General features: G+C 38.6%; 16 protein-coding genes and 2 tRNA genes. 2 read left to right on the top strand and 16 right to left on the bottom strand.

The annotated features are described in order from the left end of the window. Positions 1-298: 298 nt before the first annotated feature. The 16 genes from lysS to FG383_RS18915 all read right to left on the bottom strand — a co-directional run bounded on the left by lysS (position 299) and on the right by FG383_RS18915 (position 17,909). Entirely contained in the window at positions 299-1,789 is a 1,491-nt protein-coding gene (gene lysS / locus FG383_RS18840) for a lysine--tRNA ligase (protein WP_142608947.1), read from the bottom strand. Between the two features lie 180 nt (positions 1,790-1,969). Then, positions 1,970-2,995, bottom strand: coding sequence for a tRNA dihydrouridine synthase DusB (gene dusB / locus FG383_RS18845; RefSeq protein ID WP_142608948.1), 1,026 nt, complete (start codon positions 2,993-2,995; stop codon positions 1,970-1,972). Positions 2,996-3,031: 36 nt separating this feature from the next. After that, positions 3,032-3,544: a 2-amino-4-hydroxy-6-hydroxymethyldihydropteridine diphosphokinase gene (gene folK, locus FG383_RS18850; protein ID WP_142608950.1), complete on the bottom strand. Its 513-nt coding sequence runs from the start codon at positions 3,542-3,544 to the stop codon at positions 3,032-3,034. After that, positions 3,541-3,906: a dihydroneopterin aldolase gene (gene folB, locus FG383_RS18855; protein ID WP_142608952.1), complete on the bottom strand. Its 366-nt coding sequence runs from the start codon at positions 3,904-3,906 to the stop codon at positions 3,541-3,543. Before folB ends, folK begins: the two co-directional genes overlap by 4 nt. Before the next feature lie 5 nt (positions 3,907-3,911). Further along, entirely contained in the window at positions 3,912-4,769 is an 858-nt protein-coding gene (gene folP / locus FG383_RS18860) for a dihydropteroate synthase (protein ID WP_142608954.1), read from the bottom strand. Further along, positions 4,766-5,602, bottom strand: a complete 837-nt coding sequence (gene pabC / locus FG383_RS18865; protein ID WP_142608956.1) for an aminodeoxychorismate lyase — start codon at positions 5,600-5,602, stop codon at positions 4,766-4,768. The genes folP and pabC overlap by 4 nt, the downstream gene beginning before the upstream one ends. Continuing rightward, the gene (gene pabA / locus FG383_RS18870) at positions 5,603-6,193 is read right to left on the bottom strand and encodes an aminodeoxychorismate/anthranilate synthase component II (RefSeq protein WP_142608958.1); all 591 of its coding nucleotides are present in this window, start codon (positions 6,191-6,193) and stop codon (positions 5,603-5,605) included. Next, the gene (locus FG383_RS18875; protein ID WP_142608960.1) at positions 6,190-7,602 is read right to left on the bottom strand and encodes an anthranilate synthase component I family protein; all 1,413 of its coding nucleotides are present in this window, start codon (positions 7,600-7,602) and stop codon (positions 6,190-6,192) included. The genes pabA and FG383_RS18875 overlap by 4 nt, the downstream gene beginning before the upstream one ends. 109 nt (positions 7,603-7,711) lie before the next feature. Beyond that, the gene (cysK, locus tag FG383_RS18880; protein WP_142608962.1) at positions 7,712-8,635 is read right to left on the bottom strand and encodes a cysteine synthase A; all 924 of its coding nucleotides are present in this window, start codon (positions 8,633-8,635) and stop codon (positions 7,712-7,714) included. Between the two features lie 123 nt (positions 8,636-8,758). Beyond that, positions 8,759-9,688, bottom strand: coding sequence for a peptidyl-prolyl cis-trans isomerase (locus FG383_RS18885; protein ID WP_142608964.1), 930 nt, complete (start codon positions 9,686-9,688; stop codon positions 8,759-8,761). After that, positions 9,672-10,553: an Hsp33 family molecular chaperone HslO gene (gene hslO, locus FG383_RS18890; protein ID WP_142608967.1), complete on the bottom strand. Its 882-nt coding sequence runs from the start codon at positions 10,551-10,553 to the stop codon at positions 9,672-9,674. The genes FG383_RS18885 and hslO overlap by 17 nt, the downstream gene beginning before the upstream one ends. Further along, positions 10,554-11,336 (bottom strand): type III pantothenate kinase, encoded by a 783-nt coding sequence (locus tag FG383_RS18895; protein ID WP_142608969.1) that lies wholly within the window; start codon positions 11,334-11,336, stop codon positions 10,554-10,556. A gap of 113 nt (positions 11,337-11,449) precedes the next feature. Next, positions 11,450-13,447, bottom strand: a complete 1,998-nt coding sequence (gene ftsH, locus FG383_RS18900; protein WP_142608971.1) for an ATP-dependent zinc metalloprotease FtsH — start codon at positions 13,445-13,447, stop codon at positions 11,450-11,452. Positions 13,448-13,544: 97 nt separating this feature from the next. Beyond that, positions 13,545-14,087, bottom strand: coding sequence for a hypoxanthine phosphoribosyltransferase (gene hpt, locus FG383_RS18905; protein ID WP_142608973.1), 543 nt, complete (start codon positions 14,085-14,087; stop codon positions 13,545-13,547). 19 nt (positions 14,088-14,106) lie between these two features. After that, a complete protein-coding gene (tilS, locus tag FG383_RS18910; RefSeq protein WP_142608975.1) occupies positions 14,107-15,492 on the bottom strand; it encodes a tRNA lysidine(34) synthetase TilS in 1,386 nt (461 codons plus the stop codon). Positions 15,493-15,542: 50 nt separating this feature from the next. Continuing rightward, entirely contained in the window at positions 15,543-17,909 is a 2,367-nt protein-coding gene (locus FG383_RS18915; RefSeq protein WP_246097063.1) for a SpoIIE family protein phosphatase, read from the bottom strand. A 404-nt stretch (positions 17,910-18,313) separates the two neighbouring features. On the opposite strand from FG383_RS18915, the gene FG383_RS18920 reads away from it, so the two are divergent. Further along, positions 18,314-18,387: transfer RNA gene (locus FG383_RS18920), tRNA-Met, on the top strand. A 91-nt stretch (positions 18,388-18,478) separates the two neighbouring features. Further along, positions 18,479-18,550: transfer RNA gene (locus FG383_RS18925), tRNA-Glu, on the top strand. The last annotated feature ends 201 nt before the right edge of the window (positions 18,551-18,751 follow it).

Raw genomic sequence — 18,751 nt, forward strand, 5'->3', positions numbered from 1 at the left:
TTAACGTTTTGCATGTTCAGTTTTCAATGTTCATCGCGCCGTGTTGCTTTGGCGACATTTAATATCTTATCATTTCTCTTCGTTACTGTCAACAACTTTTTTTAATTTGTTTTTCAAGTGAAATCAGTAGTGAAAATGACAACTTGATAACTATACCACCATCCAATAAGTTTGACAAGTACTTTTCGCTAAAAAAATTAAGAAACTCTTAACATATCTTTGCAACACAATATGATAGAAGAAAATGAAAAGAGAGACACCCCAAATAGTAGTATCTCTCCTTCCTGTCATTTATTAATCAATCTCTATGACGCATCGTTGGGAATAACAACACATCACGAATAGAAGCTGAATTCGTTAATAACATTACTAAACGGTCAATCCCTATACCTAATCCACCTGTTGGAGGCATACCGTATTCTAACGCTTCTAAGAAATCTTCATCCATTTCATGCGCTTCATCATTACCTGCTTCTTTCTCTACTAACTGCGATTCGAAACGTTGGCGTTGATCAATTGGGTCATTCAACTCTGTAAATGCATTCGCATGTTCACGACGTACGATGAATAATTCAAAGCGATCCGTAAAACGACCGTCTTCTGGATTTTTCTTTGCAAGCGGAGATACTTCTACTGGATGTCCATAAATAAACGTTGGTTGAACTAAAGTTTCTTCCACTTTCTGTTCGAAGAATTCATTTAATACATGACCTACTTCCATAGAAGGTTTCACTTCTACTCCATGTTCTTTAGCTAATGCATGTGCTTCTTCTTTCGTCATCTCTTGCCAGAAATCTACTCCAGTAGTTTCTTTGACCGCATCCGCCATATGCCAGCGTCTCCAGCCCGGCGCAAGATTAATCTCATCATCGCCATACGCAATCGTCGTCGAACCTAACACTTCTTGCGCTACATGTGCCACTAAATTCTCTGTTAAGTTCATAATATCTTGGTAATCCGCATACGCTTCATACAACTCAATCATCGTGAATTCTGGATTATGACGTGTGGAAACACCTTCATTTCTGAATACGCGTCCAATTTCATACACTTTTTCTAATCCACCAACAATTAGACGTTTTAAATGTAATTCAATTGCGATACGCATATATAGTTCCATATCAAGTGCATTGTGATGTGTAATGAATGGACGTGCCGCTGCTCCACCAGCAATAGAATGCAATAATGGCGTTTCCACTTCTAGGTAGCCTTGTCCATCAAGGTAACGACGCATAGATTGAATGATACGACTTCTAGTGATAAACGTTGTTTTGCTTTCATCACTTGTCATTAAATCTAAGTAACGTTGACGGTAGCGTTGTTCTACATCTTTCAGTCCGTGGAATTTCTCAGGCATTGGACGTAGAGATTTTGTTAAAAATGTGAATTCAATCGCTTTAACAGATAACTCTCCTACTTGTGTACGGAACACATTTCCACGTATACCGATGATGTCACCTAAATCAGCCGTATTGAATAATTCATATGCATCATCACCAATTGCATCTTTTCGTACATAAATTTGAATTTGACCACCGAAATCTTGGATATGGGCAAATCCTGCTTTCCCTTTTCCACGCTTCGTCATAATACGTCCCGCAATGACTACTTCATGTGTTGTTTCTTCTAATTGTTCTTTTGTAAACTCTTCGAATTCTGCAATTACTTGATTACTCAAATGTGTACGTTCGAATTTGCTACCAAAAGGATCTAATCCTTTCTCTTGTATTGCAGTCATCTTTTGTCTTCTCACCAAAAGTTGATCATTTAGTTCTTCTACATTAGACATGCCGGTCACTCCTCCACTACTTACTATCCGCAAGTATCTTTTATAACATTGAACTTATTGTACACAATTTTCGTGCTCTGTTCATCTTTTTCCTTCATCGTTCGATATTTTCCATTATTCAGATTACCTACTGAAACTTAAAAGAGCCGTCACAAAACATGACAGCCCTTCTTTTTGCTATTAAACAAGAATTGAATCTACATCATTATATTCTTTCGAAGCTTCTTCTGCAAAATAACGCAAGTAATCTTTCAGCTCTTGTGCGCTTTCCATTTGGTTAATCACATTTCTTGCTGTCCCATTACCACGAATACCTTTTAAATACCAAGCAGCATGTTTGCGCATTTCTCTTACCGCTATCCCTTCCCCTTTTAAGGCAGTTAAGCGATCAAAGTGCAATAAACATACATCAATTTTTTCTTGTGCAGTTGGTTCAGGCTTTAATTCACCAGTTTCTAAATATTCTACTGTACGGTAAATCATCCAAGGGTCTCCTAGTGCTGCACGCCCAATCATCACAGCGTCAACACCCGTTTCGTCTAGCATACGTTTTGCATCTTGAGGAGTATTTACATCTCCATTCCCGATAACAGGGATGTTCACCGATTCTTTCACTTGGCGAATCAAATCCCAGTTCGCATGCCCTTCATACATTTGTAGACGGGTACGACCGTGCACTGCAACTGCTGCTCCGCCCGCACGCTCAACTGCACGTGCATTTTCTACTGCATATAGATGTTCATCATCCCAACCTGTACGCATTTTTACGCTTACTGGTTTATTCACGTTGTCTACTACCGCCGAAACCATTTCGTAAATCTTTTCCGGATCTAAAAGCCATCTCGCCCCTGCTTCACATTTGATAATTTTATTTACTGGGCATCCCATATTAATATCAATGATGTCAGCAGACGTATGTTGGTCTACATATTTCGCAGCAGCAACGAGCGTATCTTTCTCTCCTCCGAAAATTTGAAGTGATAGCGGATTTTCACGTTCATCGATATAAAGCATACTCAAAGTTTTTTCGTTTTTAAAAACAATCCCTTTATCGCTTATCATTTCAGCATAAACTAATCCTGCTCCAAACTCTTTTACCGTTAAACGGAAAGCCGAGTTACAAATACCAGCCATAGGGGCGAGCACTACACGGTTATCCATCACAAAATCTCCAATTTGAAATGGTTTTGTTGACGCATCTGTCATGATTATTCACCTTCCTTTTATTTATCTATCCGTATATTAAAAATTCATAAATGCGTCTACTCCATCGAAAGTTCTCCATAAATGGACACCTTCTGTTTGAGCATCGGCAAGCTCTATGAAAGAACGATTTGTCCTAGGGTCTCTTAAATCTGGATTTATTTCAACTAACGGTATGAGGACGAATCCTCTTTCTGTCATTCTTGGATGTGGAATAATGAGTTTCTCCGTTTTCACATTCTCTTCATTGTACAACAAAATGTCAAGGTCTACAGTTCGGGGACCCCAATGGATTTCTCTAGTACGCCCTAGTATCGCCTCTATTTCGTTGCATTTTTTAAGTAATTCGTGCGGGGTCAATGAAGTCTCAAGCCCCACTACTATATTCAAAAATGCAGCTTGATCTACATATCCTACTGGATCCGTTTCATATACCGAAGATACTTGGCACACTTTTATACCTTTCACATCCTGCAACGATCGTACTGCCTGCTGAAGGAAAAGTAGGCGACTCCCAATATTTGAGCCTAATGAAATATAAGCCCTATTCATAGTGATCCTCTCGTAATATCAACTGAAACCGAAGCATAATGTCCTGCGATGGGCGGATTAGGCTTCACTAACTGAACACGACAACCACTAACTTTTGCTTGATAGTCCTCTAAAATACGAGAAGCAATTTTTTCGGCAACTGCCTCTATCAATAAATAAGGTTTGCCTTCTACAATTTCCTTACACAACTCAAAAACTTCCGCATAATTTACCGTTTCTTCTAAATTATCGGTTTCACCCGCTTTTTTTAAATCGCAAGCTAAAGTAATCGTTACACGAAAAATTTGACCAAGCTTCGTTTCTTCTGGTAAAACACCATGGTAGCCATAAAACTCTAATTCATTTAAATGAATGTAATCCATAACCGTTACTCCCCACTTTCCGCGTATATCACTTTGCCTGTCAGTACATCCATCATTTTCGTCATACGTGCAATTTCTTTCACATCGTGCACACGTACCACATGACACCCAAGCTGCAAACCATAACAAACGGTTGCACCCGTTCCTTCTACTCGTTCATTTACTGGTAAATTCAATACGTTGCCTATTAATCGTTTTCGGGATGTTGCAAGTAATACAGGATACCCAATTTCGACTAAGTCACCTAAATGCTGCATCATCCAAATATTTTGCTCCGTCGTTTTTCCAAAGCCAATACCTGGGTCTAACCAAATATGTTCGTCTGGAACTCCTGCTGCTTTGGCTATTTGAATGCATTCTTCTAAGTCTTGCTTAGCTTCAGACCAGAAATCGTTATATTGTTCGTTATCTCGATTATGCATTAAAATAATAGGAACACTTAGTTCTGCAGCCACTTCCGCCACTTTCCGATCTCTTTTTGCACCCCAAATATCATTAATCACATGGGCGCCTGCAAGAATTGCCGCTCGAGCAACCGCTGACTTATATGTATCAATGGATATAACCGCATCAACTTCCGCACGAATTGCTTGTATAACTGGAACGACACGTGCTATTTCCTCTTCATCTGAAATAATGGTATGTCCAGGTCTAGTCGACTCTCCACCAATATCTATAATTTTTGCTCCATCTGCAACCATTTGCTTTGCTCGAGCGACTGCTGCCTCTATTTCGTTAAACTTCCCACCATCTGAAAAAGAATCAGGAGTGACGTTTAATATCCCCATCACAATCGTCTCTTTTTTAAAATCTAATGTAACTCCTCCAGCTTCAAATAGTCCGGAATGATTTTGTAAATTCATCTTACTGTCCTTTCCTCCTGAATACACTTTACATACGTTTTATGTAACGCCGCATACACAGGACCTTGATTACCTAATAATTGTTTTCCATCTATCTCTTTAATAGGGACAATTTCTTGTACCGCATTTGTAATAAAAACCTCATCTGCTGCTTCTAATACATCTTTCGTAAACAAGCCTTCTTCTACTTTAAAATTATGTAAAATCCAATCTCTTGTTATTCCAGCAAGTATTCCTGTTGCAAGTGACGGCGTATACAACTTGCCATCTTTCACCCAAAATACATTGGACGTAATTCCTTCTGCAACAAACCCGTCAGCTGTCAGAAAAACTCCCTCATACATTGCCAATGATTCTACTTCAAATCTTGCTTGTATATTATTTGCAAAATGATGGGATTTATGACGACTAGCACTTTCCGGAGAATTCCGAGGCGTTTTCAACCATATTGCTTTTTTCTCTGTACCTCGAGGGGCAATATGCAAAGCTTTTCGGAATAAAATCACAGTTGGCTTTTCATAATGCGACGGCTGAAGCCCAATATCATGTGTGCCCGCAGAAATATTTAATCGAAAGTAGCCATCTTCGCCATCATTTGCTTTTGTTAATGCTTCGACAGCATCTAGTATAACTGCTTGATCATATGGCATTGTCATACGAAAATCTGCTAATGCGCGAGTAAGACGCCCCCAATGTTCGCCCCATAAAAATACTTGTCCATTGTACGTGCGAAAGGTTTCAAAGAAGCCTAGACCGTATAGAAAGCCATGATCATATGCAGAAATAGTCAATTCATTGAAGCGATACAGCTTACCGTCTTTCCAAGCATCCATTTATTTATGCTCCTTAGCAGTAAGACTATACTTTTCGATGAAGTTTCGGATGAGTTTTTTCCCATCTTCCGTCATGATGGACTCCGGATGATACTGCACCCCTTCAATTGCAAACTCTTTATGGCGTAATCCCATAATTTCTCCTTCTTCCGTCCAAGATGTTACTTCCAAACAATCTGGCAGCGACTCTTTTTCGACGAGAAGAGAATGATACCTCGTTGCTTGAAAAGGGTTCGGCATATATTCATTTACCCCTTTGCCGTCATGAAAAACAGGAGAGGTTTTCCCGTGCATTAATCTTTTAGCTCGAATCACTTTTCCACCAAATGCTTGTCCAATCGATTGATGTCCTAAACAAACGCCAAAGATAGGGATTTTCCCGGCAAAATGCGTAATGACATTTAAGCTAATGCCCGCTTCGTTCGGCGTACAAGGTCCTGGTGAGACAACAATGATTTGAGGTGCTAGCTGTTCGATATCATTTATCGTTAATTCATCATTCCGAACAACCTTCACTTCACCCCCTATTTCACCAATATATTGAACGAGATTATACGTAAAGGAATCGTAGTTATCAATCATTAAAATCATTTGCTTTCCCCCTCTGCCATCGCCTTCGCTTGCCATACTGCTTTCGCTTTGTTTAATGACTCTACATATTCAGCACTCGGAATCGAATCAATGACAATACCAGCCCCAGCTTGGATGTATGCCATCTCATCTTGAATAAACGCGGTACGAATCACAATATTGAACTCTAAATCACCTGAAAACCCTAACCAGCCAATAGATCCTGTATATATCCCTCTACGAACTGGTTCCAATTCCTCGATAATTTCCATTGTACGAATTTTAGGAGCACCTGTAATTGTTCCACCAGGAAACATTGCTCGCACAATCTCCGTATTCGATACTCCTTCGCGCAATGTCCCTTTTACATTGGAAACAATATGCATCACATGCGAATATCGTTCAATGACCATAAATTCGTCTACTTCGACTGTTCCATATGTAGATACTTTTCCTAAATCGTTTCGTTCTAAGTCTACAAGCATTACATGTTCTGCGCGTTCTTTTTCATTGTCGATTAGTTCATTTGCTAAGGCGATATCTTCCGCATCACTTTTACCACGAGGTCTTGTCCCTGCAATAGGGCGAGTGGATAATTCTGTCCCTTTTTTCTTCACTAATAATTCTGGTGACCCTGACACAACAGCAAATTCTGGCGAATGAATAAATGCCATATATGGAGATGGATTAAAAGCTCGCAACGCTTCGTACATCGCAATCGGCTCAGCCTTCAACTCTTTTGATTGGCGAACAGATAAATTTACTTGAAAAACGTCGCCTTGCGAAATATATTGTTGCACTTTTCGAACAGCCCCTTCAAATTCTGAGGAACTAGCAGATACATGTAATTTCGAATGATCTTCCGCCACTTCCACTGCTGATCCTGATCTAAAAACGCTTGATGCAATACCCGTTTCCGCAGCCGATCTATATTGTTCTTCTAATTTTACCAAATCTACATCACTCGTAGATAACTTCATCAATGTAACGACTTCTGTTTCAACATCTAATACCGCCCAAACATCGAACAAATAAAAGTATAAATCGGGTATATGTAAATCATCTGTTGCAATTACAGGGAGCACTTCTATTTTCCTTGCATAATCATAACTAATAAAACCAGCAGCCCCGCCTTGGAAATCCGGCAAGTCTTCTCGAAATGGAAGCTTGTATGAAGCAACGAGCTTTTCTAATTGCTCCAATGCTTCTCCTTGGTATTCTTCTACCTTACCATCTCGCCATTCAATATGTAATCCGGTCTCGGTAGATTTAGTCACAGCTAGAGGGTTCCAAGCAGCGACAGACAAATGACCTCCTCGTCCACTTTCAAAAAATAAATGATGAGATTCCTCTTTTGTTATTTCTTTATATGCATAAAAAAACGCTTCTTTTCCTAATGGAAATGCATGCGTTTGAAGTTGTACATTCACTTTTTCAAATCCCCCTAAAAACAGTTTGCCTTCATCTTAACTTGAAACTACTCTTTTTCGCCACAAAAAAAGAGAGAAAGCAATAATTGCCTTCACTCCATCCAATTTATTAATCTTCGAATTGATACAACGGTGTACTTAAATAACGTTCTCCATTATCAGGAATAATCGCAACGACTTTTTTCCCTTTACCAAGTTGTTTTGCAAGTTGAAGCGCCGCGTAAATAGCTGCTCCCGCAGAAACTCCACCTAAAATACCTTCTGATTTTGCAACCACGCGGGATGTTTCGTATGCATCCTCATTCGATACTTGAATAATCGAATCATATAATTCCGTATCCAACACTTTTGGAACAAATCCAGCTCCAATTCCTTGGATTTTATGTGGACCTGGTTTACCACCAGATAGAACATTCGAATCTTTCGGTTCTACTGCAACAATCTGGATACCTTGGAATTTTTCTTTTAATACACCACCAGCACCAGTAATCGTTCCTCCAGTTCCAATTCCTGATACAAATCCGTGTAACTCATCGAATGCTTCCGCAATTTCTGGTCCTGTTGTTACACGATGGATTTCTGGATTTGCTTCATTGTTGAATTGTTGTGGCATAAACCAGCCATTTTCATTAGCTAATTCTTCCGATTTAGCAATTGCGCCTTTCATACCATCTGCTCCAGGTGTTAATACCAATTCTGCTCCATATGCACGCAGTAAGTTTCTACGCTCTAAACTCATTGTATCTGGCATTACTAATACGGCATTATACCCTTTTGCTGCAGCAATCATTGCTAGTCCAATACCTGTGTTTCCACTAGTCGGTTCGATAATTGTGCTACCTTCTTTTAACTTACCTTCTTTTTCCGCCGATTCGATCATTGCAAAAGCAATGCGGTCTTTTACACTACTACCAGGGTTAAAGTATTCTAGTTTTACGTAAACTTCGGCATCTTCTGGGTTCGTTACTCTGTTTAATTTTACGATCGGTGTTTTTCCAATTAAATCTAATACGGATTGTGCTAACTTCGTCATAGTTCCACTCCTAATCCCTACTTAGTTAATAGGCTTTATTTTCTTAATCATACCAATGATAGAGAAGCATTGTCAATAATGGTATTAAAATAAATAATAAAGCACACTCCTTAGAGTATGCTTTTATTTCTCACTATAAAACCAATCTGCATTAAATTCTTCCCAAAAAGCTTCTTGTGTTACTGACTGCGGCAATTGATCTAACGCTAATTCTCTACGAATATGATCTTCTACATCCGAATATGAAAATGATTTCCCTTCGAATACACCATTCACTTGTGCAACTGCAAATCGACCATCTGTTAAAGAGATTACATTGCTCCATTTCCCTACCTTTACTTGCGGCAAAGTTTTAAGAAGCGCTGCATCTACAGAGTCTGCTCCTTCTGCAACATATCCAATATCTCCACCTAAACTTGCGGAACTTATATCGGAAGAACGTTCTCTAGCTAAACCTTCAAATGAAGAGCCACTTTGCAGTTCCTTTACTACTTCTTTTGCTTCAGGTTCTGTTGAAGCATAAATAACACTTGTGAGATAGGATGTCGGTATATTGTATAGATTTTTATTGTTATCATAAAATGATTTTATGTCCGTGTTTTCTATCACAATATCTTTGGCTAACACTTTTTCTAAAATAAGTCGGGAGCGAACTTTTTTACGCATCACTTCCTCATCAAATGATTGGAGTGAAGTATCCGTCCCTTCTTGAGTAGATCGAATAAGCGCAAGTTCTAAGTCTATTTCCTCATCTTTTACTTTAATATTGTTTTTCTTTGCAGCTGCTTCCATGACTTCAGCATTTACCATGTCTAGCAAAACTTCTTTTCCATACATCGACTCCATCGAAGCCATCCATTGCTTTTTCGTAATAACTTTGCCGTCAACTGACGCGACTTCCTCCTCCGTTTCAGTAACTTTATCATTCGGTATTAACCAAGCAATGAACCAAAGTAAATTACCTAACAAAAGAATACCAAGCACGAGAAGTATCGGTTTCGTTTTTAAACGTCGTTTTGGTTGAGCATCTACGTTATTACGCGTTGATTTCATCGATAAACGACTCCAATTCGTCTACTGAGTAATTATATTTTTCCATACAAAAATGACAGTGTGCTTCAGCGCCTCCATCTTCAGCAATCATTTCACGAATCTCACTTTCACCCAAACTGATGATTGCACTTCCAAATCGATCTTTGGAACAATTACATTCGAACGCGACTGGCATTGTACTTAAAATTTGTACATTTTCTTTCCCTAAAATCTCAAATAGCAATTCCTCTGGAGTTAATCCTTTTTCGATTAACTTAGAAACGGGCTCCATTTTATTTAAATGTTCTTCGATGATTGTGATTGTTTCATCGTCGGTACCTGGCATTAATTGAATAATGAATCCTCCTGCAGCTAAAATCGAATTATCAGGATTAACTAAAACGCCGAGCCCTACTGAAGAAGGTACTTGTTCTGATACTGCAAAATAATACGTAAAATCTTCTGCAATTTCACCAGAAGTAATCGGCACTTGCCCTGTAAAGAAATCTCTCATACCTAAATCTTTGACCATTGTAAGGGTGCCTTCTGTTCCTACTGCACGACGAACATCTAACTTTCCTTTTTCATTTAAGTCAAAATGTGTTTGCGGGTTTGTCACGTATCCACGTACTTCCCCTTTTGCATTACTGTCAATAACCATCGGACCAATAGGACCATTGCCTTCTATTTTGATCGTAAGCTTGTCTTCACCTTTTAACATTGCTCCCATCATTACAGCAGCAGTCATCGATCTGCCAAGTGCAGCAGATGCTGTCGGCCACGTCTCATGTCGACGTTGTGCTTCCCCAACTGTATCTGTTGTTCGAACGGCAAATGCACGAACACTTCCTTCAAAAGCTAATGCTCTCACTAAATAATCGTTCATTTATTTTGTACCTCTTTCTTCTAAGTTTCGTTGATATATTAAGTATAACCCTTTTAATGTTAAGAATGGATCTATAACATCCATTATAGCTGTTTCGTCCCCTATCAGAGAAGCCATTCCGCCCGTCGCGATTACTTTTGGGTCCTTTTTGGATACTTTTTTCATACGATTTACAATACCTTCTACTTGTCCTACATAACCATATACAATACCCGCTTGCATTGCCGATACTGTATTCTTACCAACTACTTGATCCGGTTTTGTTAGTTCGATACGAGGTAGTTTACTTGCTCTTGTAAAGAGTGCTTCTGTTGATATACCAATGCCAGGAGCGATAGCGCCACCCATGTATTCTCCTTTTTCGTTGACAAAACAATAGGTTGTCGCAGTCCCAAAATCTACAATAATTAGTGGAGCACCATATTCATGGATAGCCGCAACCGCATTTACAATGCGATCCGCTCCAACTTCACGGGGATTTTCATATTTAATATTTAAGCCCGTTTTAACACCCGGACCAACAATTAATGGTTTCACACCAAAATATTTTTTGCACATTGCTTCTAAAGTGAACATGATTGGTGGTACCACGGATGAAATGATAATACCTTCTATCTGATCAAAAGATATACCCGCATGTGAAAATAATGCTTTCACTTGCATTCCGTATTCATCTTCCGTTTTCAGGCGATCCGTTTCCATCCGCCAATGATGTATTAACAAATCGTTCTCGTATACTCCTAAAACGATGTTTGTATTTCCTGTATCTAACACAAGTATCATATAGCTTTTCCTCACTTTTCGTAAGTTTCCACCACATCATACCATATAAAAGGCAAAAGAAAAAAGCTGATTGCCTCGCTAGCTTGCGACTCACAATCAGCTTTCTTATTCTATTAATCTCGACGTTCTTCTTGTATCATTTTTTCAGGAACATTAGTCGTGTCTTCTTTAGGTAAGTCACCAGTGGACGGGTCACTTGGAGCCCCTATAGCATCCGATGCTTCTTCTTTTTGAAGATTCACTTCCAGTTCCTTATTTGCTTGTTCATAAGGTCTTTCTGGAAGGGTACCATGTTCTTCTAAATGTTTAATCTGAGCAGCATCGAGCGTTTCTACTTCTAATAACGTATTGGCGATTAGATTTAATAATTCGCGTCTCTCCGTTAAAATTTGCTTTGTACGTTCATATTGCTCTTTAATCATCGTTTGCATTTCATGGTCAATTTCATACGCGATCTTATCCGAATAGTTTTGTTCCGAGTTAAAGTCACGTCCAAGGAAGACATTTCCTCCTTGCGCTTGACCGAATTGCATTGGACCAAGTTTGTCACTCATACCATATTCGGTAACCATACTTCTTACAATACCAGTCGCACGTTGGAAGTCATTATGTGCACCAGTAGATACTTCACCAAATGTAATATCTTCGGCTACACGACCACCTAATAATCCCGCTACTTTATCTAATAGCTCTGGTTTTGTCATGAAGTAACGATCCTCTTTCGGAAGCATTACTGCATAACCACCGGCTTGACCACGAGGTACGATTGTCACTTTATGAACGATTTCAGCATCATCTAGTGTTAGCCCGATAACCACATGCCCTGCTTCATGGAATGCAACAATATTGCGTTCTTTTTTAGAAATGACTTTACCTGATTTAGCAGGACCCGCGATTACACGGTCTGTTGCTTCATCGATATCACTCATATCTACTTTTTTCTTATTACGTCTAGCTGCAACAAGTGCTGCCTCGTTTAACAAGTTTTCTAAATCTGCACCAGAGAATCCTGGAGTACGTTGTGCAATTGCTTTTAAATCTACTGATTCATCCAGTGGTTTGTTACGAGCATGCACTTGAAGTACTGCTTCACGTCCTTTAACATCTGGACGACCTACTGTAATTTGACGGTCAAAACGACCTGGACGAAGAAGTGCTGGGTCTAAAATATCCGGTCTGTTCGTTGCAGCGATAATAATAATACCTTCGTTTGCACCGAAACCATCCATTTCAACTAGTAATTGGTTAAGTGTTTGTTCACGCTCATCGTGACCTCCACCAAGACCAGCCCCACGTTGACGACCTACTGCATCAATTTCATCGATAAAGATAATACATGGTGCATTTTTTTTCGCGTTTTCAAATAAGTCACGTACACGGGAAGCCCCGACACCGACAAACATTTCCACGAAGTCCGACCCACTAATAGAGAAGAACGGTACGCCAGCTTCCCCTGCAACCGCACGAGCAAGCAATGTTTTACCAGTACCCGGAGGACCTACTAACAAAATCCCCTTCGGAATACGTGCTCCAATTTCTACAAATTTACGTGGATCTTTTAAGAAATCTACTACTTCTACTAGTTCAGCTTTTTCTTCATCTGCACCAGCTACATCCGTAAATCTCACTTTTTTCTTTTCATTATCATACAGTTTCGCCTTACTCTTACCGAAGTTCATCACACGGTTACCACCGCCTTGTGATTGACTAAGTAAGAAGAAGAATAAAATGATGATAATTAGAAACGGTAACAATCCAGTGAAAAATTGAACCCAGCCACTCGTTTTCGGAGCTTCAATTACATCAACTTGGACAGCATTTGTTTCCGCTAATGTTAGAACTTTTGATTGTGCTTGTTCAAAGTTATATGGAAGTTTCGTTAAGAAAGTTTCCCCTTCTGCATAACCCTTCATCTTACCTTCAACAAAGTAAACTCCTTGTTCAGGCTGCATACTAAAGCTTGTTACTTCTCCATTTGCAAGAGAAGTCATAAATTCGTCATAACGAATATTTTTAGTTGGTTGATTGCCCGAATTAAACGTCGCAAATATCCCAACAATTACAAAAAATATCAATAAGTATAATATAGCGTAGCGCAATGCTCGATTCATTCCCAGCCTCCTCACAAGGTAAACAGAAAAACTAATGATAATCTTATCACACGAAATTTTTAACGTACAATGAAAAGCCTTTTATTTTAATATTTGATTAAAAAGAATAAACTTCTTTCTTCAACACACCAACATAAGGTAAGTTTCGATATTTTTCTGCATAATCTAATCCATAACCAACAACAAAAGCATCCGGAACTTCAAACCCGACATAATCTGCCTTAAGATCTACTTTTCTCCCAGTAGGTTTATCAAGCAATGTAACAAGTTTAATCGATTTTGCTTTACGGTATTTGAATAGATCTACTAAATAACTTAAAGTCATACCACTATCAATAATATCTTCAATGATTAAAATATCGCGACCTTCCACACTAGTGTTTAAGTCTTTAACGATCTTAACTTCTCCTGATGAAACGGTAGCGTTTCCATAGCTGGAAACATCCATATAATCCATTTCAATATACGTGTCTACACGCTTCATCAAATCTGACATAAAGGGCATTGCCCCTTTTAAAATACCAATAGCTAGCGGGAACTTATCTTCGTATTCCTTTGTTAGTGTCGCACCTAGTTCGCGTACTTTTTCTTCAATTTGTTCTTCTGTTAATAAAATGTTTAGAATGTCTTTTTCTAACATGTATAGTCCCCCCTAATGATTAATCCCGCGTTATGTATAAGACATAGTTTTGCGAGCTGAATTTCTTTGAAAATCGTTCTCCATAACGAAGTCCAATTACTGCAATTATTTCGTTTTTCGATGTTACAAGTAGTGGCCACTCTACTCTTTCCTGTGCCGTAACTTTCTCATCTATAAATACTCGAGATACTTTTTTAGGAGAAATCATCCCTTTTATCTGGATCCGATCTCCTTCCTCTCTTGGACGTATCGACAGGGGAAGAGAGCCGTTTTCCAGTTGGACAAACCATTTTTCACCGGAAAGGGCATTGGTCAAGTTTCTCGTTAAATAGATGGAATAACCAGCACCAATATTTATCCAACAGTCCTCTTCCACTACGCTCCTAGTCACGATAGGTTGTTGTTTACCAGAGGAAAACTGAACTTTATTGTAATGACGTACGAGGAAATAATCCTGTGGCAAATGAATTACGATATTGCCATCATCCTTATTACAAGTAGCCAAAATGGAATCGATTAAGTGATCATTAAGAAGTATTTCGGAGTTGTTGTATAGATACTTTAATAGTAGTAGAATCACTCTTCTTTGTAAAGCAATGGGCACTTCTTTGAAGCACTTTGTATCCAGTAAAAAAATACCTTCATGATCAACTGTCACGAGCTGTTCATACTTTTTTAGCGCCATACTTTGAAGAAAGTCATCATCCTGCTTTTGTTTCTCCACAAATGTACGAATGCTATCGCTTATATTAGGATTTTCCTCTCTTAAAAGCGGAACAATTGTATGACGAATTCGATTCCTAGTATATGTATGTTTATCATTGCTTGGATCATGTCTAAATGATAGCTCGCTGAAATGAATAAACTCGAAAATTTCTTTTTTCGTTACACATAGAAATGGACGAATGATATGCCCCTCAGAAAAAGATCTTGTTCTTGGTATTCCAGTAATAGATGAGGAATTAGAGCCCCTCGCTAGTGACATAAGAACAGATTCGATTTGATCATCTGCATGATGACCTAGTACTAGCTTTGTATATTGAAAATTTTTCATCGTTTTTTCGAAAAAGGAGTAACGCTCTTCCCGACATATTACTTGTACATTTCCACCTTCTGCAGCAACCCTTTTTGGTACTTCAAGAGCCGCTGCATAAAATGGTATTTGTAAACTTGCCGCAATACGTTCGACAAATCTACTATCTTCAGCTGATTCTTCTCCTCTTAACTGATGATCTGCATGCACAATTCCTATTTCCACGTGATATATTTCTTTTAAGTTATTTATCACATATAGCAGAGCTAAAGAATCTGCTCCGCCAGAACAAGCAACAAGAAGACGATCGCCTGCTTTTATGAGTTGATGCTTGTCTATATATTCTTTTACTTTTCGAACGAATGGATGCATCTTTTCACCTTTTTTCTATTTGTATAGCCAGTGCGCTTCCACTTTTCTCTTTAGTGTATCATGTTTTCTTGGTATTTTGCTGCTTGGCGCGGCGAAAAGATGGACCATTCTGGAACTGCATGTTTCACTTGCATAAAAATAACGGTTCGATCATCTCCTGGTAAAGAATATGTTTCTTCTAACATTTTCACAAAACGCTCCGCATTCATCGTTGGATCTTGTAATATTTTCTTATAATACATTTCTTGCTTTTCGATAGATGTATTTGCAGAAAAGACACCATCAGAAAGCATTACTAACACATCTCCATCTTTCACGTCGATTTTTCTTGCCTCAATCGAAAAGGTTGGTAAAAATCCAAATGGTACATGCTGACTTTCGATTTTACGCATTTCATTTCCTCTGATTAGATACGTTGACATACTTCCCGCCTTCCACGACCAAAGCTCACCGTTTTGTAAGTCAATTAATGCTAAATCCACTGTCGCATAGCTATCCGTATCGTCTTGCAAGCTCATCATGTAGTGTAACGTATGCATCGTTGTTTCCGGATCCATTTTTTTATTCAAACACTCACGCATAAACTGCATAACTCTTCTACTTTCCCGGTGTGCCTCCACATTATTCCCCATTCCATCCGATAAAATAACCGCAAGTAAACCAGGATGAAGTTGGAAAACAGCATGTGCATCTCCTGAGTAAATTGTATTTCTACTAGATGAAGTAAAAATATCATGCGTTACTTGAAAACGTACAGATGATTTGCATGTCATTTGAATATGTTCATACGGATGATGCATCTCTTTCACCGATGTAATTTCGAAAGGTTCTTTCCACAAGTCATATAAAATCGGCAATATCAACCTCTCTCCAGTCATTTTCGCTTTAGACTCTGTAGGTAAACAACATACAACTTCCATTTGCCCTATTTCAATATTTAATACATCAATTTGGAAGTACGGAATATTACACTGTTGGAACTTTTGTTTAATTTCTTCTTCATGTGAAGTATAAAATGTGACATCATTTTCTAGATTACTCATAAGCTCACCCATATGATTCCCCATATCTCGAAGCTTTAGTGCGAACATTTTTTTACCATGTTGCATTTCATATGATAATTGTTTTTTAGCTTCCTTCTCTTTTAGTTCTTTCATAATTTGATTTGGCTTTATACATTTATACTGCATTTTCTTTTCTATCTGAAACCTTGCCTTGTTAGGCTGCTCTTCCCATTGTTTCATCAGTGCAGGAATTCCGTTTGATTTTTCTCCCCAGCATGTTTCGTATCGAAAACAAGACTGACAAACTGGTAACGCTGATGATTGCCCTTTTTGAGCTGCCGCTTTCGGTTCAAATCGATCCGATATAAATCGTGTGATGAAGTCAACAAAATGTTGAAACTCCTGAAGTTGGTGATTTACTTTTTCCGTCATCCACTTTTGCCTTCTTAAAAGGACATTTGAAGTATCTGGAAAGAGTTGATCCTTTAAAGTTTTTATCCAACTAGATGGGATGATGAAAAATAGTAAAGATGCAGTTACTAAAGATCCAATATAAACAGCATCTAAAGGTAAAGTCCGATCGTATAATAAAAAGAAGAATGTCGCTCCAAGCATGCCAAACGCCTGCCATAACCTTCCAAAAGGTTTATGAAGTCCTGCGAAAAAACCAGTTAGAGCATACACAGCAATCATTCCACTAAAACTGAGCTTAGAAATACTCAATACTGTCCCGGCAAGTACCGCAACTACTGTTGCAAGTTGAACACCACCGACTGCAGCTGATACCGCAATGACTAAATGAGTAAATATTAAAGGAACAGAAACATATCCGAAAATATATGAAGACATCCCAGTTAAAACTAGTGCTCCTATAAGTAATGCCGCTCCCATTCTTTCGGCTGTCCATCTTTTATGAATAAAATCTGGCATAGGAAGGAAAAGTTGAAACAAAAATATCGTCATAAATAAAGCGAGTATACCTTCATACGCGACCGCCAACCAAACGGTACCAGGAACATCACCACTGTATGAAACATATTGCCATATGGACTGAATTATCACTACGTCCATTAAAACAAAGACCGGCATAGGTATTTTCTTTACAATCCTTTTCGAATGAAGAGGAAATATAAGCGCTTGCAATGCATGGATGACAACTTGTCCAACCCCTAAAGTGAAACTACCAAGTAAAGCCCCTGCTATTGTCCATGGGAGAAAACGTGGAAATCGTAAGTGAATGAGTGCCCAAATTGGCAGAAAAAATGGGACGGAAGCTTCGAATAGAACAACTTGCGCTAAGAAAAATGAAAGAATAAAAAAAATAACCGTAAGTGAAATGGATACTTTGCGTGCTCGTATGCCTTCTATTGCCCTTCTCCAAGACAAACCTCTTTTTTGTTCTTGCTCATACATTGTTTTCAAATCGTATACCTCCCCGTATTCAACTATTGATGGAAGTATACCTACTGCACGAACAAAAAGTATGTCTCTTTCTGACAACTACCGATAAAAAGTTTTCGACTCTTTCGGTCATGAATTGAAACTTTCAAAACGACTTGTTGAATTTATATTGGTAGATAGTTTAGCTCAAATGGATTATGCCGAAATACAATGATAGCAAGGTTTGAATGAAGTAAGAGGTAACTTTATTAAACAAGATACAAAACTTCTCACGCCGCTTTATGTATATTATTTGATAGAAATTCACCACATGAAATTTGTCAGAATAAACTTTCTTTTTATCTTTTTATAAATTTTTAAAAGAAGTATTGACACTTTAACGAAACGATTGTAATATTATATTTGTTCGTTAAAACGGCGGTGTAGCTCAGTTGGCTAGAGCACTCGGTTCATACCCGAAAGGTCGTGGGTTCGACTCCCTCTGCCGCCATACATTTTTAATTAGTTTTTTGTCTATACATACACGGATAATGTCGGATGATTTACAAAATTATCATATTAAAAATGGTTCATTTTATAATGGCCCCTTGGTCAAGCGGTTAAGACACCGCCCTTTCACGGCGGTAACACGGGTTCGAATCCCGTAGGGGTCATCTTAAAAAAGCAGTTTCTAAAGTTTAACTTTGGGAACTGCTTTTTTCTTTCGTCCATCTATTTTTTTATGGATAATAGTGTATACAAAAAACTCCCCTTATAAAGGATAGTTTGCGCAATATAGGGAAACTGCGTCGTAGTGCGTCGACTAGTGACCGCTAGGATTTTCACTGCAGTCGTACGCTTTCCACCGGGTAAGC

It is taken from the genome of Psychrobacillus soli (assembly GCF_006861775.1).
Lineage (GTDB): Bacteria > Bacillota > Bacilli > Bacillales_A > Planococcaceae > Psychrobacillus > Psychrobacillus soli.

What these genes read in the sequence shown, in the direction of transcription:
- lysS (WP_142608947.1), bottom strand. Translation starts at nt 1,789, where the DNA reads ATGTCTAATGTAGAAGAACTAAATGATCAACTTTTGGTGAGAAGACAA.
- dusB (WP_142608948.1), bottom strand. Translation starts at nt 2,995, where the DNA reads ATGACAGATGCGTCAACAAAACCATTTCAAATTGGAGATTTTGTGATG.
- folK (WP_142608950.1), bottom strand. Translation starts at nt 3,544, where the DNA reads ATGAATAGGGCTTATATTTCATTAGGCTCAAATATTGGGAGTCGCCTA.
- folB (WP_142608952.1), bottom strand. Translation starts at nt 3,906, where the DNA reads ATGGATTACATTCATTTAAATGAATTAGAGTTTTATGGCTACCATGGT.
- folP (WP_142608954.1), bottom strand. Translation starts at nt 4,769, where the DNA reads ATGAATTTACAAAATCATTCCGGACTATTTGAAGCTGGAGGAGTTACA.
- pabC (WP_142608956.1), bottom strand. Translation starts at nt 5,602, where the DNA reads ATGGATGCTTGGAAAGACGGTAAGCTGTATCGCTTCAATGAATTGACT.
- pabA (WP_142608958.1), bottom strand. Translation starts at nt 6,193, where the DNA reads ATGATTTTAATGATTGATAACTACGATTCCTTTACGTATAATCTCGTT.
- cysK (WP_142608962.1), bottom strand. Translation starts at nt 8,635, where the DNA reads ATGACGAAGTTAGCACAATCCGTATTAGATTTAATTGGAAAAACACCG.
- FG383_RS18885 (WP_142608964.1), bottom strand. Translation starts at nt 9,688, where the DNA reads ATGAAATCAACGCGTAATAACGTAGATGCTCAACCAAAACGACGTTTA.
- hslO (WP_142608967.1), bottom strand. Translation starts at nt 10,553, where the DNA reads ATGAACGATTATTTAGTGAGAGCATTAGCTTTTGAAGGAAGTGTTCGT.
- FG383_RS18895 (WP_142608969.1), bottom strand. Translation starts at nt 11,336, where the DNA reads ATGATACTTGTGTTAGATACAGGAAATACAAACATCGTTTTAGGAGTA.
- ftsH (WP_142608971.1), bottom strand. Translation starts at nt 13,447, where the DNA reads ATGAATCGAGCATTGCGCTACGCTATATTATACTTATTGATATTTTTT.
- hpt (WP_142608973.1), bottom strand. Translation starts at nt 14,087, where the DNA reads ATGTTAGAAAAAGACATTCTAAACATTTTATTAACAGAAGAACAAATT.
- tilS (WP_142608975.1), bottom strand. Translation starts at nt 15,492, where the DNA reads ATGCATCCATTCGTTCGAAAAGTAAAAGAATATATAGACAAGCATCAA.
- FG383_RS18915 (WP_246097063.1), bottom strand. Translation starts at nt 17,909, where the DNA reads ATGTATGAGCAAGAACAAAAAAGAGGTTTGTCTTGGAGAAGGGCAATA.